Origin of the sequence: Clostridioides sp. ES-S-0054-01, from assembly GCA_021561035.1 — a bacterium.
Classification (GTDB): domain Bacteria; phylum Bacillota; class Clostridia; order Peptostreptococcales; family Peptostreptococcaceae; genus Clostridioides.
Window position 1 is genome coordinate 2,097,938 of the sequence record CP067346.1, and the last position, 19,749, is coordinate 2,117,686.

Below are 19,749 nucleotides of genomic sequence, written 5' to 3' on the forward strand. Positions count from 1 at the left end.
AATATAAAATTTATGTTAAGATTATATTATAATAAATTAATAAATTTTTTATTTGGAGGAATAAAGTGAAAGATTTAACTATAGATCATGAGGGAAAATCCATATTCTTTTTTGCCATGCCCATGCTTATTGGCAGTTTATTTCAACAACTATACAATACAGCTGATAGTATTATAGTTGGTAGATTTATTGGAAAAGAAGCAATGGCAGCAGTCTCTGGAGCTAACCCTATAATGTTTTTATTAGTAGCAATGCTTATGGGTATTAGCCTTGGATTTTCTATTTTAGTGTCACAATTTTATGGCTCAGGAGATTTAAAAAAAGTAAAAGCAACCATTGATACCACATATATACTTTTATTTATTGGTTCTATATTAATAAGTGTTCTTGGAATAATATTTGGTGGACCCATGCTTAAGCTTATGAATACACCAGAGTCAGTCTTTGCCCAATCAAAATTATATCTTACTATAATATTTGGCGGAATACTATTTTCTGCTGGATACAATTCAGTGAGTGCGATACTTAGAGGGCTTGGAGATTCAGTAACTCCACTCTATTTTTTAATAATAGCTACAATTCTAAATATAGTTTTAGATTTAGCTTTTATTGTAGTACTAAAAATGGGTGTTGAGGGAGTTGCACTTGCTACTATAATGGCTCAAGCAGTATCATTTATAATCAGTATAATCTATTTAAACAAAAAACATGAAGTGCTTAAATTCAAAATCAAAGGAATTGTATACGATAATAAAATCTTTAAAGATGGGCTTAGATTAGGGCTTCCAAGTGGAATTCAACAAATGTTATTTTCAATTGGAAATATGGCTCTTCAATTTTTAGTTAATAGTTATGGGACATCTGCTATGGCAGCTTTTGGAGCTGGTCTTAGAATAGAAAATTTTATAAGCTTACCTATCATGAATCTCGGTTCTGCTGTTTCTACTTTTGTCGCTCAAAATATAGGTGCTGGTGAAAAAGAAAGGGTTAAAAAAGGAATTCGAGAATCCATAAAAATGGCTTTAATTTTAGCATTCATAGTTGTTGCCTTAATTTTATTGTTTAGAGAAAATCTAATTGCTTTATTTAATACTGATAAAGATGTCATTAAAATTGGCTCTTCTTACTTATTTATAATAGGACCTTTTTTCTTATTTATTGGTACCTCTTTTGTACTTTCAAGTGCAATGAAAGGTGCTGGTGACTCTATGTTTGCCCTTATAAGTTCCATAGTATCTTTATGGCTTGGAAGAATTCCAGCTTCTTATATGCTTTCTAGATTTTTTGGAACAGATGGAATTTGGATGGGTATTCCTTTTGGTTGGACTTTAGGTCTTATTGTTACAGTTATTTACTATAAGAAAGGGCGTTGGAAAACTAAAGCTATTGTAAATCATAGAATCAATGAATAAGCTTTTTATAAAATGTATTCACCTTCATTATGATATAATAAATTATGGAGGTGAATATAAAAATGGGTATTATTCTTAAGCCAAAACAATTTTATATGACTGTTATAGCTACCATAATTCTCTACTTATCTCTTAATTACAGTTTCAATATAAAATTTTCTATCTGCTTATCTTTTTTGACTATCTTGATATGGGCCATAGACTCTGCTGAAAAAACTGTGGTTGCATTGTTTTTTGTAATTCTAGCTTTTATTTTTAACATTGCACCAATAAATGTTATTTTACAATTTTTATTTACAGAAAATTTTTATATAATAATTCTTGCATATATAATTACTAATGCAGTTACAAAAACAGGTGTTGCAAAAATTATTTCTGAAAAACTTATTTTAAATACTGTAAATACCCCTAAAAAAATGATTCTTTTATCATATACTTTAGGTATACTTTTAATATTTTTTATCCCACAACCATTTCCAAGGGTTATTCTTGTGTCTGCTTTTTACAAAGAATTTTTAAAAGAACAACAAATAACTGAAGATTCAAAATCTATACTTTTATTTAGCATATTTACAGCCTCCACCTTTACATCAATGTTTTTTGTAAATGGAGACACTCTTCTAAACTATGTTGTACTAGAACTTGGAAACTGTAATATAAATTGGGGTCAATGGGCTTTTTACATGTCTGTTCCAACTATAATTACTTGTTTTATAACTTATTTTTTATTTATCTTTGTCTTTAAAAAAGAGTTGTATTCAATAAAATTTGTTTCTCATGAAAATCTTGATATTAATAAACCTCAGTTTTCATATTCTAATTTAAAAAAAGAATTTAATTTACTAAACAAAGAACAAAAACACGTATTTTTATGCCTAGGAATAATGTTTTTTATGTTTTTAACTCAATTTCTACATAACATAAATACATTAATTATAATGTCAATTTGTGTACTTCTTTTATTGCTAAGAAAAATAATTGGATTTAGCACTTTAAAAGAAATAAATTGGAAAGTACTTATTTTTTTCATAGCAGCATTTTCAATTGGAGGAGTATTAAAGTATTCTGGAGTTGTAGACATAATGGGGAATTATTTAATAAAGTTTATACCAAACTCTTCAGAAATTATTTCGATATTATTTTTGATAACTCTCACAATAATCTTGAATATATGTCTTGGAAGTGCTGTCACTACATCATCTGTAGTAATACCATTACTTGGAAGTTTGCACATACTAAGGGAAAATAGTATTACTTTATGCCTATTTGTCTACATTATAGTAAGTATACAATACATATTACCATTTCATCATGCTACAATAATGGTTGGACATGGTGAAAATCTATACAATAGCAATGTTATTTTCAAATATGGCTTAACTTTGATTCCTTTAACTTATTTCATAATAATATGTATAACATTCCCTTGGTGGAGATTTATAGGTCTAGAAATTTAAAAAAGCTGAAAATATGAATTTTCTTTTTAATAATTTAAGTTATTATCTTAAGTTAATTCATATTTTCAGCTTTTTATATAAATCAATTTATAAGTTAAACATAAGGCTACTCTTTTATAATAATACTAAATATTATTTGTTTTACTTCCTTTTCCAAAAGTATTCTCCCAATCCTCTATAAATTTATCTACACTCCAATCAGTTAATGGATGATTCATCATAGATTTACAAATATCATAAGGTACTGTAACACTATGCACTCCATGTTGCATTAATTCTATAACCTGTTGTGCATTTTTAAAACTTGCTGCAAGTACTTTTGTATCCATTTTATAAGTATCTATTATTTTTATAAGTTCTGAAACCATAGATACCCCATCCCCAGATATATTATCAAGTCTATTTACATAAGGTGCAATATAATTTGCTCCAGCCTTTGCCGCTAGAAATCCTTGATGAGCTGTAAATATTGCAGTAGCAGTTATTTTTATTCCTTTTTTATGAAGGTCTTTTATAGCTCTTAAACCATCTTGCGTTACAGGTATTTTTACATATATATTTTTTCTCAAGCTACTTATATATAATGCTTCTTCTAATATTTCTTCATACTTTGTACTTAACACCTGAGCATGTATAGGCATATCTTCACCTATAATTTCACCAATTTCACTTATAAGTTGCTCAAAATTCTTTTTTTCTTTTGAAATAATACTTGGATTTGTAGTTACACCATCTATTGGTAAGCAAGTACATAACTCCTTAATTTCCTCCACATTACCTGTATCTAAGATTAGTTGCATTAAAATATCCCCCTTTAATCTTTATTTATTCTTATTATATATTTATTTGGTATTATTTTCAATATTTTGTTATTGTTTTTTCTTCTTTATTATTGTTTTAGTTTTCTATTTAATTTTATAATTTCTTTATTTATTAAATTCTAAATAGATGATTAAAAAAAACATACTTTTTATATTAAATTAATTTTGTATTTCATGTTAAAATAGTTGATATATTGTATTTTATCTTATAATATTTACTATAATACTATATTGGGAAAAGAGGTAGAAAATGTTTGCAGAAGAAAGAATTCAAGCTATATTAAATATCCTAAAAAAAGAAGGTAGAGTTACTGTAAAAGAGCTCAGTTCTAAGTTTAATGTTACAGAAGATTGTATCAGAAAAGATTTGAAAAATATAGAAAAAATCTCTTCAATACGAAGAATTTATGGAGGAGCTGTATTAGCAAGAGAAACTCTAGAAAATCAGGACACAAAAGATAGAAAAGAAATTAATATCCCGACAAAGAAAATAATAGCAGAAAAAGCATTTAATTTAATTGCAGATAGAGAAACTATTTTTTTAGACATCTCTACAATTAATATCTTGCTTGCAAAGTTATTAGCTGAAAGTAATAAAAAAGTAACACTTGTTACAAATATGTTGGACATACTAAATGTAGTTACTTCAAAACCAAATAATTTAAATATAATTTCCACTGGAGGTTTATTAAATCTCAGTCTAGATGGTTTTGTCGGTACTCCAACTATAGAGTTTATATCTAAATATAAATTTGATAAGACTTTTATGGGTAGTTGTGGAGTGGATGTATTCAACTCTTCACTTACAACTTTTGAAATTGAAGATGGTCTGACAAAAAAAGCTATAATAAATTCAAGTAAAAAGGTGTTTATAGTTATGGAAGATAAAAAATTTAAATTTGATGGAAATTTCAAATTTGCTCATTTAGAAGATATTAGTTCTATAATTACAGAAAAAACTCCTACTCCTGATATAGTAGATATTCTATCAGAATTTAACGTAAATGTTTTATAAGCTTAATTATATATTTTATAGAATTTCTTGTAAATATAAGTCTTTATTTGATAGCTATTCTTAAAAACTTAGTTCTATAATATTTATTTTATCTTTGCGTCTATTCTTAAAAATTTAGCTCTATAATATTTATTTTATACTTATGTCTATTCATTAAAACTAATTTGAAATAGACTTTCTAAATATAATACAGTTATTTTTAGAAAGTCTATTTCCTTAAATAAACCATTTAATAATACTAGCTACTTTTTATATGAGTACAACAATGCGTTATTCATAAATAAAATCTTATTTCATTTCATTTTTCATTTGCTTTTCTAATTCTTTAGAAAATTTCTTTTGTTCATATCTTTCCATCATCTCATCTTTTTTCATTTCTAAGTTTACCATAGCACCTTGTGCATCATCTTTTAAATCCTCAGCAGTATTTTTCATAACATAAGCTGTCTTTTTAACGCCTTCTTTTAAATCTTCTTTCATATTTTTCATATCTCTTTTTAATCTGTCCATCAAAACTACCTCCTCTGTAAATATGATACTTGCTATATTTATTTTTCCCAAAGTACATATATTTATTTGTAATATCAATTATAATTTTTAAATCCTTAAATATAATTTAAGACTATCTAAATCCATACATTTCAATAAGTTAGATATTTTTTATTTCAAAATAAAAATAACACTAAGCATAGATTATACGCTTGGTGTTATTTTTTAAATTCACAGTAACTTAATTGTTGGGTTACTATAATGATGACTTATATGGAGGATGTAAGGAAATCTCATCATTATAGTTTGGTGTATTTCATGGTTTAAATCTTCTTTATATTTACATAATACATTTTTAGTATGAATTTTTTGTGATTTTAAAATGAACTATTATTGAAAGTTATATATTATTTATATAGTTAAGTTAATTTTTAAATTCGACTGTGAATACTACAGAATTTTCTTTATTTTTTATGCTATAATCAAACCCATGACTTTTAAAGATTTGACTGACTATATAAAGTCCTAGTCCACTTCCTCCAGTTTTTCTTGAACGAGATTTTTCTATTCTATAAAATGGGTTAAATATCTCTTCTAAATAACGTTTCCCTATAGTTACACCAGTATTTTCAATTTCTAAAACTACTCTTTGATTGTAAATCCTTTTATTTACTCGTTTATTTTTATCATAGAGCCTAATTATAAGCTCTGATTCTTCAGGAGAATATTTTATGGCATTATTTATTATATTATTAATTGCCTTAGTTATCCTCTCTTGGTCTGCTTTAATTTCTAGCTTTTCTTCTATTTTTAAAATAGTTTTCATATGTTTTTCTTCTATTAAAAATATTTGTCTTTTTACAAGTCTATTTAATAGTTCACTTATATTTATTGATACCAACTTCAAATCTTTTTCAAGTATTTCTGATTTTGAAACCTGTATCATCTCATTTACCAAATCTTTTAATTCTTGTGTACATTCATACGATTTTTTCAGATAAGTATCCCTATCCTTATACTTACCTACATTGTAAATCATACCTTCAATTTGACCACTTATTATGGTTATTGGAGTTTTTAGCTCATGTGATATTGTAGCAACAAAATCTTTTCTTCTATATTCCTGTTCTCTCTCACTCTCTATTATGTTTATAAGAGGTTTTGTTATCACGATTGAATATATATATGCTCCAATAATCGCTATCAATATTGCTATTGATATAATATATGGCATTAATTTTCTTATAACTTCGTTTGCTTCGTCAATTGGCTGTAATGGCATAACGAGTTCTAAGATATATGGTCCATCTTTTGAATCTTTAGTATATATGGGTATAGATGTTCTATACTCATCCTCAAGACTATTAATCATGTACTTACTATATCTTAAAATAACTACTTCATTTTTACCATATACAATTTTTCCTTGACTATCCTTTAATAAAATAGCCAAATTTTGGTCTTTAGCCATATAATAAAGTCTTTCTTCTAAAATATATGTATCAAAATGAATTGAATTATCTACCAAAGACTTTAAGCTTTCTTGAAGAGACTCAATTTTATACTCATGATAATATGATGGCAATAAAAAATATAAAATTAGATATATTATTAAGGCTAATGCTATTAATAATGATGTCGTTATTGAAAATAACTTATACTTTATACTTAATTTTTCCCATTTATCAAATATCCTTCTCAAGTGTATATCCTATTCCTTTTACAGTTTTAATATATGGTAATGATATTTTTTTTCTTATATTTTTTATATGTGCATCAACAATCCTAGTATCGCCATAATAATCGTAACCCCATATACTATCCAAAAGACCTTCTCTAGTTATAACCTGTGGATACTTTTCTATCAAAGCTTTTAATATATTAAACTCTTTCAGTGTAAGTTCTATAGGTTCTCCATCTATCTCTGCGATATATGTGTTTAAATCTAACTTTAATTTTTCAAAAACTATAAATTTGTCATTTATAGTCTTATTGCTTCGCCTTAAAATTGCTTCTACTCTTTTTATAAGAAGATTAAATGAAAATGGTTTTGTTATATAGTCATCACATTCTAAATCAAACCCTTTAAGTTGGTCTCCTTCATCATTCAAAGCAGTCAAAAATATAATTGGAACACTTGATGACTTTCTTATCATTTTACAAACTCCATAACCATCTAGATTTGGCATCATTATATCTAATATCACTAAGTCATAACTTCCTTGCTTAAACTTTTGTATACCTTCCAGCCCATCATTTGCTGTATCAACTTGATAACCTTCTGCACTTAAAAATTCTGATATTAACTCTTGTATATTTGAATCATCTTCAATTACAAGTATTGACGAATTCATTCTATCAATCCTTTCTATTTTATTTAAAATTTCATATATTACTTATATTTTATCTTATTGTTGTGAATTTTACATGAAAAAAGAGCTATCTTAATTTGTAAATTAATCCTTTTAATTTAAAGATAGCTCTTTTGAATACATTTTATTTAATTTATTAATCTAATCTCTCTTATAAGCCTTGAAGTTTTTAAGTCTAAGTGCATTTGAAACGACTGAAACTGAACTTAAGCTCATGGCTGCTGCTGCAATCATGGGATTTAATAGAGGTCCTCCAAATATATACAATAATCCAGCTGCTACAGGTATACCAATCGTATTATATCCAAATGCCCAAAATAGGTTTTGTTTTATATTTTTTATAGTTTCATGGCTAAGTTTAATTGACGTTGGAACATCAATTAAGTCACTCTTCATAAGTACTATATCCGCAGACTCAATAGCTACATCTGTTCCACTTCCTATTGCTATCCCTATATCTGCTTTTGCAAGGGCTGGAGCATCATTTATTCCATCTCCTACCATTGCAACAAACTTACCTTGATTTTGTAGTTTTTCAACTTCTTTTGATTTATCTTCTGGTAAAACCTCTGCCAAAACCATGTCTATACCTACTTGATTTGCTATAGCATTTGCAGTTTTTACATTATCTCCAGTTACCATTGCAACTTTTATTCCCATATCATGAAGTATTTGTATTGCTTTTTTACTGCTTTCTTTAACTACATCTGCAACTGCTATTATGCCTGATAGATTTCCATCTACAGCTATATACATAGGTGTCTTACCTTGGCTTGCCAATACATTTGATTTTTCTTCTAAATCCCCAAGCTTTATATTATTGTCATTCATAAGCTTTCTATTTCCAAGCAATATACTTTCATTATTAATAGTAACCTGTATACCAGCACCTGGTATAGCTTTAAAATTATCAACTTTCTCAAATTTTATATTCTTTTCTTCTCCATACTTAACTATTGCTTCTCCAAGAGGATGTTCTGAGCCTTTTTCTGCACTTGAAGCAATCTTAATAAGATATTCTTCTTTCACATTATTATTTAATACTATATCTGTTACTTTTGGCTTTCCTTCTGTTATAGTACCTGTTTTATCAAATATTACTGTATTTACTTTATGTGCAGATTCTAGTGCCTCTCCTCCTTTTATCAATATTCCATTTTCTGCTCCCTTTCCAGTTCCAACCATTATGGCAGTTGGTGTTGCTAATCCTAATGCACAAGGACAAGCAATTACCAGTACTGATATAAATATAGTAAGTACAAATACTATATCTTTTCCTCCTATTAAAAACCACAATAATGATGCAACTACAGCTATTGCAATTACTATTGGTACAAAATATCCAGATACAGTATCAGCAAGTTTAGCAATAGGTGCTTTTGTACCTTGTGCATCTTCAACTAACTTTATTATTTGAGCAAGAGCAGTATCTCCACCAATTTTTTCAGCCTTAAACTTAATAACACCATTTTTATTGATACTAGCTCCTGTCACTTTGCTTCCAACATTCTTTTCTACTGGTATACTTTCACCAGTAAGCATTGATTCATCAACTGATGTATATCCTTCTATTACAACTCCATCTACTGGTATTTTAGTCCCTGGTTTTACTAATAGTATATCTCCTATCTCTACTTCTTCTATAGGAGTTTCAACTTCTTTACCATCAACTAACACTATTGCAGTTTTAGGTTGTAGTCCCATAAGCTTTTTAATTGCTTCTGATGTTTTTCCTTTTGATTTTGATTCTAAATATTTACCAAGTAAAATAAGTGCTATTATTATTCCTGCACTTTCATAATACAACTGATGATGATGCATACCTTGAATTTGTCCATTTGCTATTTGCATTGTTGTGTATAAGCTATATAAAAATGCTGCTAATGTTCCTATTGCAACTAAAGAATCCATATTGGGGCTTAAAGAAAAAAGTGCTTTGAATCCATTTATATAAAATTTATATCCAGCTATCATTACTGGTATTACTAAAATTAACTGAACCAATGCATAATTAAAAGTATTTGTCATGGGATTTATAATTTCTGGCAAAGGCCATGGCCCTATAGGCTTTATTATCATAGGTCCCATTGCTATATAAAACAAAGGCACTGCAAATACTATTGCAACTATGAATTTAACAAATAAAGACTTCATTTCTCTTTCTTTTCTCAATTTATCTTCATCCACATCAACTTTATTTCTTACCTCTTCTATTGGTTTATACCCAGCTTTTTCAATAGCTGCTTTTATTTGAGATAATTTTACTTTTGATGGGTCATAGTCTATATTAGCTTTATCTGTTGCAATATTCACACTAATACTTTCTACTCCATCTAATTTTTTTACTACTCTCTCTACAGCTTTTGCACAAGCTGCACATGTCATTCCATCAATTTTCATATCAATTTTTTTATTACTTTCTTCCTTTATTATTCCATATCCTGCTTTTTCTACAACCTGCTTTATATCATCAAAACTAACCTTAGAATTGTCATATTCTATTTTTAGTTTTTCAGTAGCTATATTTACACTTTGGTCATATACTCCATCCATTTTCTTAGTTACTCTCTCTACTGCCTTTGCACAAGCTGCACATGTCATACCTGTAATTTTATAACTCTCTACCACTTTATTTGAACTCATAATAAAATCTTCCTTTCTTTTAATATATTTTCAACTAATTTGTAACGTTTTATTTTGATATGTAATATTGATAAATTATATATTTAGAAATCTATATTTTTATTATACCCCCTATAGGTATACTTAATCAATATTTTTTTAATAAATAAATGTATTAGTTATATTTATTTGTATTTACTAAAAAAGTATACCCATAATTAAATATATACATAAAAATAGAGCATATAAATTGTTTGATACTTATACAATTTACATACTCTATTTATTATAATTTATATTTTATTTATAATTTATTCTTTACATGCTTCAAAGAATTCTGCTTCTGTTTCCTTTATTTCAAGCTCATTGTCTATTATTCCAACGGCTTCTTTTTTAAATGCTCTACACTGACCTATACAACCAGTCTTTACATTTTCTTCTCCAACCAAAGTTTTTAACTTATTTACATCCACATTTGAACAGTTTGGACATACTCTTATCATATTTAAGTTCCTCCTAATTAATGTCTAGTTAATACTTATATACCCAAATATAATCTTTATAAAAGTTTTTTTAATATAAATTATTACCATATATTCCATATTTATCCTATTATAAACATTGTAAATTAATTTTATATACTATTAATATTACATGTATGGTGGTATCTGTTGTTTTCTTACTATTTCCAATTCCTTAATTTCTAAAGACTTAATCACATTTACTTTATAGTTTTCTTTAGACTTTATATATAAAACATCTTCTATCTTTTTACCTTCAATAAATTTATGAGACCACTTAAGAAGTTCGTCAAAATTACAAACTTCTTCTTTTACGAAAATATCACTTTCACTTGCAAAATATTTAATTATTATTTTGGTTACTTCCAACATATATCATCCTTTACTATTTTATTAATATTTTCATCTATTAAGATTATTATTTGTCTAAAATTTTTTTTTAAACAGAATAAATTCTACATACAAAACTAACATTTTTGTCCAATTTAAACTACATTAATACAATTTAATATATTCCTCCTTGTACCTAATAATATATTGTGCTATAATTAATAAGTTATTTTAATCGAAGGGAGCAACAAAAATGTCACAAAAACATAAAATTATAAATATCGCAGTTATAGCCCACGTTGATGCTGGAAAATCAACATTGGTTGATGCTTTCCTTTCTCAAAGTGGTGTTTTTAGAAAGAACGAAGTAGTTAAAGACTGCGTTATGGACAGCAACGACCTTGAAAAAGAAAGAGGCATAACTATATATTCAAAAAACTGTGCAATAAACTATGAAGATTACAAAATAAATATAGTTGATACTCCAGGACACAGCGACTTTTCTTCTGAAGTTGAACGTGTCATGAAAACTGTTGACACAGTTATTTTATTAGTTGATGCTAGTGAAGGTCCAATGCCTCAAACTAGATTCGTTTTACAAAAATCTTTAGAGTTCGGTTTAAAACCAATATTATTTATAAACAAGATTGATAAAAAAGACCAGAGAGCGGAAGAAGTAGTTAATGAAGTTTTTGATTTATTTGTAGACTTAAATGCTACAGATGAGCAATGCGAATTCCCTATAATATATGGTATTGCTAAACAAGGTATTGCTAAACTTGAAATGGATGATGATAGTGAAGACCTTTCTCCTCTATTTAAAACTATTGTAAATCACGTTGAAGCTTATCCTGATTACGATAATGAACCTCTACAGTTCCAAATATCAGCTCTTGCATATGATGATTATGTAGGTAGACTTGGTATAGGTAGAATTTACAAAGGTACTCTTAAAAACAATACACAAGTTGCTATATGTAGAGAAGATTCTGTTGTATCTAAGGGAAAAGTATCAAAACTTTCTGTGTATGAAGGTTTAAAACAAGTTGAAGTTGATGAAGCTACTAGTGGAGAAATAGTTGTTATAGCTGGTATACCTGATATATCTATAGGTGAAACTATATGCGATTTAGATAGCCCATTACCTATGGAGATGATAAAAATAGAAGAGCCTACTCTTTCTATGAACTTCTTAGTAAATGACTCTCCATTCGTTGGAAAAAGTGGAAAATTCGTTACAACTAGACATTTGAAAGACAGACTTGAAAAGGAACTTGAAGTAAATGTTGGTCTTAAAGTTGAACCTCTTGATACTACTGATGGATACAAAGTTTCTGGACGTGGAGAGCTTCACTTATCTATACTACTTGAAAATATGAGACGTGAGGGTTATGAAGTTGGTGTTTCTAAACCTGAAGTTTTAATGCATAAAGAAGATGGAAAACTAATGGAACCAATAGAGAGAGTTGTCGTAAACTGTCCTGAAGTTTACTCTGGTACTATTATAAATGAATTAAATATGAGAAAAGGTATGATGGAATCTATGTCAATAGAAGGAGACTATGTAAAAATAGAATTCTTGGCACCTACTCGTGGTCTTTTAGGATATAGAAGTGAATTTATAAACGCTACTCGTGGAGAAGGTACTTTAGTTCGTTCATTTGAAAAATTTGAAGAATTCAAAGGAGAAATACCTTCAAGAGGAAATGGTGTTTTAATAGCCCAAGGACCTGGTGTTACTATGGGATATTCTCTTAATGCTTTAAGTGATAGAGCTGTAATGTTCGTAGACCCTGGTGTAGAAGTTTACGAAGGTATGATAATTGGTATGAATTCTAGAAAAGATGATATGGTAGTCAACCCTTGTAAAAACAAGAAAATGAGTAATGTACGTGCTTCTGGTTCAGATGATGCTATAAAATTATCTCCTCCTAGAATATTTACTCTTGAAGAGGCTCTAGAATTTATAGAAGATGATGAATTAGTTGAAATTACACCTGATTCTATAAGACTTAGAAAAAGATTCTTAAATGAACATGATAGATTAAGATATAACAAGTCTAGACAAGGTAAATAAAACATATATTTACCTCTAGTTAGCAAAATAACCATATAATACTGAAAGATGATTTCAGTTTATATGGCTATTTTTATTTGAAATTTATACTATTCAACATTTATATAGTTAGCTGCTTGAACGGCTGCAATAGCTCCATCTGATGCTGCTGTTATTATTTGACGCAAAAACTTAGTTCTACTATCTCCTGCTACATATACACCTTCTATTGATGTTGTACAAGACTCATCTGAAACTATATATCCACCTTCATCCAAATCAAGAACATTTTCAAACATTTTATTATTAGGTTTAAGACCTATAGCAATAAAAATACCACTAACATCTATAGTTCTTTTTTCTTCGGTCTTTAAATTTTTTACTTCTATTTTTGATACAGTCTTTTCCCCTTCAATTTTTTCTACACTATGACTGTAAAGTATCTCAATATTCTTTCTTGCTTTCACAGATTTCTCCAATACTTCTTCACCTCTAAAACTATCTCTTCTGTGAATTAAATACACTTTTGTACAATTATTGGCTAAAAACAAAGCATCTTCTAGTGCAGTATTACCTCCACCTACTATGGCTACTTCTTTATCTTTAAAAAATGCTCCATCACATGTTGCACAGTAAGATACTCCTCTACCTGTAAATTCTTGTTCTCCTACACAACCTAATTTACGTCTTTCAACTCCATTTGCAAGAATAACAGCCTTTGCTTTATGTTCTCCCGAAGAGGTCTTTACAACCTTTACTTTTCCCTCTAAATTTATCTCTTCAACTTCATCAAACTGAATATCAACACCTTGAGCAACTGCTTGATTATATATATTATTAGAAAATTCTACTCCAGAAATCTTTTGAACTGCTGGATAATTTTCCACCTCAGATGTACTTGCAACTTGCCCTCCATAAATATTTTTTTCAAATACTGTAACGCTTAATCCTGCTCTCATAGCATAAATTGCTGAAGTTAAACCTGCTGGTCCAGCACCAATTACAATGATATCTACCATAACGTTTTACCTCTCTTTATATTATTATTTCTTATATATTATTCTCATTATTATTATACTTTACTATTATTATCCATATATACTATAAATAAAACATTATTTTTTGTTAATTGACAAAAGTAATTTACTTCTCTTAACTAAGTTAAATAAACTTCAATTTGTCTATTTTTTCTATTTAGTTTTGAGTATATGAATGTACCTTTCCAAATTGGTTGATTATTATCTCCTAAAAAACATATTCTTCAAATTATCTTCTTGAACAAAACCCATTTTTTCCGATAGCTCTTAAGAATTTTAATAACCCGTTATTTAAATATTGAGGATTATTTTTTATTAGTTTACTTTATTTTACATATATATAAAAAAACTGCAAATAAAATTTAACTTTTATTTACAGTTCTCACTTATTTATATAATTTAAAACCTTATTGGTTATCATTTACAGTGTCTTCTAATATATTGCTTTCTGATATATATGACAGAATTGAAAGTCCATACATAACCAAAACTAATGCTACTGTTATAAATACTATTCCCATATTTAATACCTCCTTTTGTTTACAGTATACTACTATTATGTGAAATATTTATGAATTTAATTTGAACATATATGTAGTTTTACACTAATAATTTCTTCAAATTAAACATTATTAATTATATAATTTTATTAAACCAATTATTATTAATAGTTTAAATATTAACACTATTTACTTATATTTATATGATATACCATATAATTACATTTTTCAAATTAAAGTTTTGTAAACTTTTTTTGTAATATAGTGTAGTATAAGATTGTAATATTACAGATATGTAACAGTTATCTTTTGATTACTTTTATTAAAAACAGCTTCATCACTACGAAATTCTAACCTTTTAAGCTTTTAAAAAAGTTAAAAAAATATTTTTCTAATACCCAATTTGATTATATTTTTTTCCACTTTAAAAAATATTTTTTCCAAATTTTTATATTAATACTTGACTTTGTCTGTTTTATAATCTAGAATAATTAATAATATTAAGAATATTGAAAGGCATTGATTAGGAAGAGTAAATCTGAATCGGTTACCAGAGAAGGAAACTACTAGCTGAAATGTTTCCCTAACTAGAAAGGTTGAAAACTACCTAGGAGCTTCTATCTGAAGTTATCTTAATGATTTTAGTAGGAATAGACGTTTTTATTACTTGCGTTAAAGTATCAAGTGGATTTTTTAAAATCAATTTGGGTGGAACCGCGGGAAACAGATTCTCGTCCCTTTTTAGGGATGAGGGTCTTTTTTTATTATCCAAATTCAGTTTTTAAAGTATTCTGTATCTAACTTAATTAGCTAATTAAAAATTTAAAATATATGGAGGGTTATAAAAAATGTATTATTCAAGTACGAGAGGCACCGAAGAAAAAGTAACTGCATCACAAGCAATAATAAAAGGAATCTCAAATGATGGTGGTCTTTATGTCCCAAGTAAATTTCCAAATGTAAAAAATGAACTTATAAATTTAGTAAATTTAACGTATTCTCAGATAGCATTTTTTGTACTTAGTAAATTTTTATGTGATTTTACTGAAGATGAAATTAAAAATTGTATAGAAAATGCATATGACGAAAAGTTTGATTGCACTAGTATAGCTCCATTAAATAAAGTAAATGATACTTATTTCTTAGAACTATACCACGGTCCAACTTTAGCGTTTAAAGATATGGCACTTACTATAATGCCTCATCTTCTTAAAACATCTATCAAGAAAGATAATTTAGAGAAAGATGTTGTGATTCTTACTGCCACATCTGGAGATACAGGAAAGGCTGCTCTTGAAGGATTTAAAGATATAGATAAAATAAAGATAATTGTATTCTTCCCAGAAGATGGTGTAAGTCCAGTACAAAAACTTCAAATGAAAACTCAAACTGGAAAAAATACATATGTAATTGGTATAAAAGGAAATTTTGATGATGCACAATCAGGTGTAAAGAAAATTTTTTCTGATAAGGAATTTAATCAAAAATTATTGGATAATAATTATATATTATCTTCCGCAAATTCAATTAATATAGGAAGACTTCTTCCACAAGTTGCATACTATTTTTATTCATATATGAAATTAGTTGATAATGGTGAGATACAGTTAAATGATAAAATAAATTTTGTTGTCCCAACTGGTAATTTTGGTAATATTCTAGCTGGATATTATGCTAAACAAATGGGTCTTCCAATAAACAAATTGATATGTGCATCAAATGATAACAATGTTCTTTATGATTTCTTTAAAACTGGTGTATATGATAAAAATAGAGCATTAAAATTGACTACTTCTCCTTCTATGGATATATTAATTTCTAGTAATTTAGAACGCTTACTGTTTGAAATATCAAATAAAAATACTGATATTGTAAATAAATTGCTATTAGACCTTAATGATAAGGGAGTCTACAAGATAAATGAGGATATGGAAAAAAATTTAGTTTCATTCTATGGAGAATATTCAAATGAAGAAGAAGTTAAAAACACGATAAATAATGTGTTTAAAAATTATAATTATTTGATAGATACTCATACTGCTGTTGCATACAATTGTTACGAAAAGTATAAAAAAGAAACTTCTGATAACACAAAAACTGTTATTGTAAGTACTGCAAGTCCATTCAAGTTTTCTGAAAATGTTCTAAAATCTATAGACTGTGATTTTAAAAACCTTGATGACTTTGCTATAATTGACAGATTATCAAGTATTTCTAAAATAGATATACCAAAACCTATTAAAAATCTTAAAGATGCTGAAATACTACATAAAGATATTTGTGAAAAAGATGAATTAAAACTAGCTATAAAAAAATTCTTAAAGGTATAGGTGATTGTTATGTTAGAGATTATAGTTCCTGCAACAAGTGCTAATATAGGTCCAGGATTTGATTGTCTTGGAATTGCATTAAATATATACAATAAATTTTATGTTGAAGAAATTGAAAGTGGTCTTGAAATAGAAGGTTGTGAAGATGCTTACAAAAATGAAAATAATTTAGTTTATACATCTATGAAGTACTTTTTTGATAGAGTTAAGCCAGAAAAAATACCTACTGGTATCAAAATAAAAATCCAAAGCGATGTACCTATATGTAGAGGTCTTGGCAGTAGTGCATCTTGTATAGTAGCTGGTGTTATAGCTGCAAATGCTCTATCAAATTCTAATTTAAATAAGACTCAATTACTAAGTATAGCTTCAGAAATAGAAGGTCACCCAGATAATGTTGCTCCTGCTATTTTAGGAAATATGATTGTATCTGTTACTGATAATGAGAATATACACTATGATATTATAAAAATTCCTAATGAACTTAAATTTTGTGCAATGATACCTAATTTTAAGCTATCAACTGAAAAAGCTAGAGGTATTTTACCAAAGAAAATACCATATTCTGATGGTATATTCAATGTCAGTAGAGTTGCTTTACTAGTATCTGCTCTACTAAACAAAAACTTTGACCTTCTTAAAGTAGCTTGTCAAGATAAATTGCATCAAGATTATAGAGGAACTCTAATTGAAAATTACAATGATATTGTTAAAAAATCTGAACAATTAAATAGTATTGGAGTATTTTTAAGTGGAGCTGGACCTACTATAATGTCTTTAATAAAGGAAAATGATGATGGTTTTGTAGATAATATGAAGTATTATCTATCAAAATTAAAATCTGATTGGGAAATAAAAGAGTTATGTTGTGATTCTAATGGAGCTGTTTTAAATATCATATAATTATCGTCCCATGTACAAAATATAACTACTCTTTTATTATAATTTGTAGTATAATAATTAGGACTAGGTAATAATATTAAGTATTATAATCTAGTTCTTTAAACATGTTTACATTGAGGAGGGATTATCATAAAAGAGTTAATAATTAGAGATTTAGTTGCAAAAGTTCCTATAATTCAAGGTGGAATGGGCGTTGGTATATCTAGATCATCACTAGCTGGTGCAGTTGCTAAGCTTGGTGGTGTTGGCGTAATTTCTGGAGTTCAAATTGGATATGACGAAGAAGATTTTGAAACTAACACTATAAATGCAAATTTAAGAGCTATAAAAAAACATATTTCTAGAGCTAAAGAAATCTCAAATGGTGGTATTATTGGTATTAATTTTATGGTAGCTATGAAAGAATATGAAACATACGTAAAAGAAGCTGTTAAAGCTGGTGTAGACCTTATAATATCTGGAGCTGGATTACCTAACAAACTACCATCATTAGTAAAAGGAAGTAATGTAAAAATAGCACCCATAGTTTCAACTTCAAAAGCTGCTAGTGTAATTTTAAAAATGTGGGATAGAAAAGAGAAAACTACTGCTGACTTAATAGTTGTCGAAGGTCCAAAAGCTGGTGGTCACCTTGGATACTCTAATGAGGAACTTGATAACATAGATTCTATAGACTATGATAAGGAATTTGTTGAAATTTTAAAAGTTGCAAATACCTATGGAGAAAAATTTGGTAGAAACATCCCAGTCGTTGCTGCTGGTGGTATAACTTCTAGTAGTGATGTTAAAAAATATATAGACATGGGTGCAGGTGGTGTACAAGTTGGTACAAGATTTGTTGCTACTTATGAATGTGATGCACATGAGAACTTTAAAATGGCATACATAAATGCTAGTGAAGAAGATGTTCACATAGTTAAAAGCCCTGTAGGTCTTCCTGGACGTGCTATAAGAAACAAATTTATAGAAGAAGTTAAGATAAATCGTCCAGAAATAAAGAAATGCTATAATTGTTTGATTCCTTGTAATCCAAAAGAAACACCTTACTGTATTTCTCAAGCTCTAATCAATGCAGTTAAAGGAGATGTTGAAAATTCACTTTTATTTTGTGGAAATGATGCCTATAAAATTGATAAATTAAGTACTGTTGAAGATGTTATCAATGAATTAATTTCTGAATTATAATTTAAAGAATGGTAAATTAAAATTTTATCAAGCTAAGGAGTTTAAATACGTTATTTATTAATCTTTATTAACATATTTACTTCCTTAGCTTTTTTGTGTCAACCTCTTTTTATAGATGTTTTATTTAATTAAATGTAATATTAATATATTAATCTTCTATCTAATCTTCTTTTACAAGTACATTGGTTATTTCAGCTATATATAAAGTATGGTAATCCTTTTGTGGATACCATCTTCCATCTATGCCCTCAGCAATAAAACATTTAGGTTCAAGTTTCTGACTATACATTTTTTTGCATATAATAGCCATCTTAGCTTCTTTAAAATAAGGTGTATTATTTAAGTGTTCTATATTAAATCCAATCTGTGATACCTTATCCTCTTCTCTACCAGATACTTTCCCACAATATGAAAGCTCTTTGCGAAAATCTTCATCAAAAAAAGTCAAAGAAAATTTATCTGTATTATCTATAAATTCCTTAGTATAACGCTGTGGTCTTATTACTACAAAAACAACATCTTTTCCCCACATAACTCCAAGCCCTCCCCAGCTGGCAGTCATTGTATTTACTTTTCCTTCATTTTCTGCAGTTATAAGTGTCCAATCTTTACCTATCAATCCAAATGGATTATTCTTAATCTCTTCTGCCAAAATTTCTTTAAAATCACTCATATCTCTGATAACCTCTCATTCTCTTA

Annotated in this window: 16 protein-coding genes and 1 other annotated feature; of the genes, 7 read left to right on the plus strand and 9 right to left on the minus strand. The window is 27.7% G+C overall.

Annotation, left to right across the window (positions count from 1 at the left end):
• The first annotated feature begins 65 nt into the window (after window positions 1-65).
• Window positions 66-1,412 carry an MATE family efflux transporter gene (locus JJC02_10060; protein ID UDN53257.1) on the plus strand — a complete coding sequence of 449 codons (1,347 nt, stop codon included), beginning with the start codon at window positions 66-68 and terminating at the stop codon, window positions 1,410-1,412.
• Window positions 1,413-1,474: 62 nt separating this feature from the next.
• Window positions 1,475-2,869 (plus strand): SLC13 family permease, encoded by a 1,395-nt coding sequence (locus JJC02_10065; protein ID UDN53258.1) that lies wholly within the window; start codon window positions 1,475-1,477, stop codon window positions 2,867-2,869.
• A 125-nt stretch (window positions 2,870-2,994) separates the two neighbouring features.
• Here the strand turns inward: JJC02_10065 and fsa are convergent, their stop codons facing one another.
• On the minus strand, window positions 2,995-3,669 hold the full coding sequence (fsa, locus tag JJC02_10070; GenBank protein ID UDN53259.1) for a fructose-6-phosphate aldolase: 675 nt from the start codon (window positions 3,667-3,669) through the stop codon (window positions 2,995-2,997).
• A gap of 271 nt (window positions 3,670-3,940) precedes the next feature.
• Here fsa and JJC02_10075 point away from each other — a divergent pair, with 271 nt between their 5' ends.
• The gene (locus tag JJC02_10075) at window positions 3,941-4,705 is read left to right on the plus strand and encodes a DeoR/GlpR transcriptional regulator (protein UDN53260.1); all 765 of its coding nucleotides are present in this window, start codon (window positions 3,941-3,943) and stop codon (window positions 4,703-4,705) included.
• Window positions 4,706-4,993: 288 nt separating this feature from the next.
• On the opposite strand, the gene JJC02_10080 is transcribed toward JJC02_10075, so the two are convergent.
• The 6 genes from JJC02_10080 to JJC02_10105 all read right to left on the minus strand — a co-directional run bounded on the left by JJC02_10080 (window position 4,994) and on the right by JJC02_10105 (window position 11,081).
• Entirely contained in the window at window positions 4,994-5,215 is a 222-nt protein-coding gene (locus JJC02_10080; GenBank protein UDN53261.1) for a hypothetical protein, read from the minus strand.
• A gap of 403 nt (window positions 5,216-5,618) precedes the next feature.
• On the minus strand, window positions 5,619-6,896 hold the full coding sequence (locus JJC02_10085) for a two-component sensor histidine kinase (GenBank protein ID UDN53262.1): 1,278 nt from the start codon (window positions 6,894-6,896) through the stop codon (window positions 5,619-5,621).
• On the minus strand, window positions 6,880-7,548 hold the full coding sequence (locus tag JJC02_10090) for a response regulator transcription factor (protein ID UDN53263.1): 669 nt from the start codon (window positions 7,546-7,548) through the stop codon (window positions 6,880-6,882). Before JJC02_10090 ends, JJC02_10085 begins: the two co-directional genes overlap by 17 nt.
• 159 nt (window positions 7,549-7,707) lie before the next feature.
• Complete coding sequence (locus tag JJC02_10095; protein ID UDN53264.1) at window positions 7,708-10,209, minus strand: copper-translocating P-type ATPase; 2,502 nt, start codon at window positions 10,207-10,209, stop codon at window positions 7,708-7,710.
• Between the two features lie 290 nt (window positions 10,210-10,499).
• Window positions 10,500-10,691, minus strand: a complete 192-nt coding sequence (locus JJC02_10100; GenBank protein ID UDN53265.1) for a DUF1450 domain-containing protein — start codon at window positions 10,689-10,691, stop codon at window positions 10,500-10,502.
• A gap of 147 nt (window positions 10,692-10,838) precedes the next feature.
• Window positions 10,839-11,081 (minus strand): hypothetical protein, encoded by a 243-nt coding sequence (locus tag JJC02_10105; GenBank protein ID UDN53266.1) that lies wholly within the window; start codon window positions 11,079-11,081, stop codon window positions 10,839-10,841.
• A 211-nt stretch (window positions 11,082-11,292) separates the two neighbouring features.
• On the opposite strand from JJC02_10105, the gene typA reads away from it, so the two are divergent.
• A complete protein-coding gene (gene typA, locus JJC02_10110) occupies window positions 11,293-13,116 on the plus strand; it encodes a translational GTPase TypA (GenBank protein ID UDN53267.1) in 1,824 nt (607 codons plus the stop codon).
• 89 nt (window positions 13,117-13,205) lie between these two features.
• Here typA and trxB read toward each other — a convergent pair whose 3' ends face one another.
• The gene (gene trxB, locus JJC02_10115; GenBank protein ID UDN53268.1) at window positions 13,206-14,114 is read right to left on the minus strand and encodes a thioredoxin-disulfide reductase; all 909 of its coding nucleotides are present in this window, start codon (window positions 14,112-14,114) and stop codon (window positions 13,206-13,208) included.
• 1,028 nt (window positions 14,115-15,142) lie between these two features.
• Window positions 15,143-15,374 (plus strand) — a binding site (T-box leader).
• Window positions 15,375-15,480: 106 nt separating this feature from the next.
• Between trxB and JJC02_10120 the strand changes: the two genes are divergently transcribed.
• From JJC02_10120 to JJC02_10130, 3 genes are all read left to right on the plus strand, one after another.
• Window positions 15,481-16,962: a threonine synthase gene (locus JJC02_10120; protein UDN53269.1), complete on the plus strand. Its 1,482-nt coding sequence runs from the start codon at window positions 15,481-15,483 to the stop codon at window positions 16,960-16,962.
• A gap of 9 nt (window positions 16,963-16,971) precedes the next feature.
• Window positions 16,972-17,865 (plus strand): homoserine kinase, encoded by an 894-nt coding sequence (locus JJC02_10125; GenBank protein UDN53270.1) that lies wholly within the window; start codon window positions 16,972-16,974, stop codon window positions 17,863-17,865.
• Between the two features lie 123 nt (window positions 17,866-17,988).
• A complete protein-coding gene (locus JJC02_10130) occupies window positions 17,989-19,050 on the plus strand; it encodes a nitronate monooxygenase (GenBank protein ID UDN56414.1) in 1,062 nt (353 codons plus the stop codon).
• 160 nt (window positions 19,051-19,210) lie between these two features.
• Here the strand turns inward: JJC02_10130 and JJC02_10135 are convergent, their stop codons facing one another.
• Window positions 19,211-19,723 carry a flavin reductase family protein gene (locus JJC02_10135; GenBank protein ID UDN53271.1) on the minus strand — a complete coding sequence of 171 codons (513 nt, stop codon included), beginning with the start codon at window positions 19,721-19,723 and terminating at the stop codon, window positions 19,211-19,213.
• Window positions 19,724-19,749 lie beyond the last annotated feature (26 nt).

Excerpts from the sequence above, each read along its gene's own strand:
- JJC02_10065 (UDN53258.1), top strand. The coding sequence starts at position 1,475 with ATGGGTATTATTCTTAAGCCAAAACAATTTTATATGACTGTTATAGCT.
- fsa (UDN53259.1), bottom strand. The coding sequence starts at position 3,669 with ATGCAACTAATCTTAGATACAGGTAATGTGGAGGAAATTAAGGAGTTA.
- JJC02_10075 (UDN53260.1), top strand. The coding sequence starts at position 3,941 with ATGTTTGCAGAAGAAAGAATTCAAGCTATATTAAATATCCTAAAAAAA.
- JJC02_10080 (UDN53261.1), bottom strand. The coding sequence starts at position 5,215 with ATGGACAGATTAAAAAGAGATATGAAAAATATGAAAGAAGATTTAAAA.
- JJC02_10090 (UDN53263.1), bottom strand. The coding sequence starts at position 7,548 with ATGAATTCGTCAATACTTGTAATTGAAGATGATTCAAATATACAAGAG.
- JJC02_10095 (UDN53264.1), bottom strand. The coding sequence starts at position 10,209 with ATGAGTTCAAATAAAGTGGTAGAGAGTTATAAAATTACAGGTATGACA.
- JJC02_10100 (UDN53265.1), bottom strand. The coding sequence starts at position 10,691 with ATGATAAGAGTATGTCCAAACTGTTCAAATGTGGATGTAAATAAGTTA.
- JJC02_10105 (UDN53266.1), bottom strand. The coding sequence starts at position 11,081 with ATGTTGGAAGTAACCAAAATAATAATTAAATATTTTGCAAGTGAAAGT.
- typA (UDN53267.1), top strand. The coding sequence starts at position 11,293 with ATGTCACAAAAACATAAAATTATAAATATCGCAGTTATAGCCCACGTT.
- trxB (UDN53268.1), bottom strand. The coding sequence starts at position 14,114 with ATGGTAGATATCATTGTAATTGGTGCTGGACCAGCAGGTTTAACTTCA.
- JJC02_10120 (UDN53269.1), top strand. The coding sequence starts at position 15,481 with ATGTATTATTCAAGTACGAGAGGCACCGAAGAAAAAGTAACTGCATCA.
- JJC02_10125 (UDN53270.1), top strand. The coding sequence starts at position 16,972 with ATGTTAGAGATTATAGTTCCTGCAACAAGTGCTAATATAGGTCCAGGA.
- JJC02_10135 (UDN53271.1), bottom strand. The coding sequence starts at position 19,723 with ATGAGTGATTTTAAAGAAATTTTGGCAGAAGAGATTAAGAATAATCCA.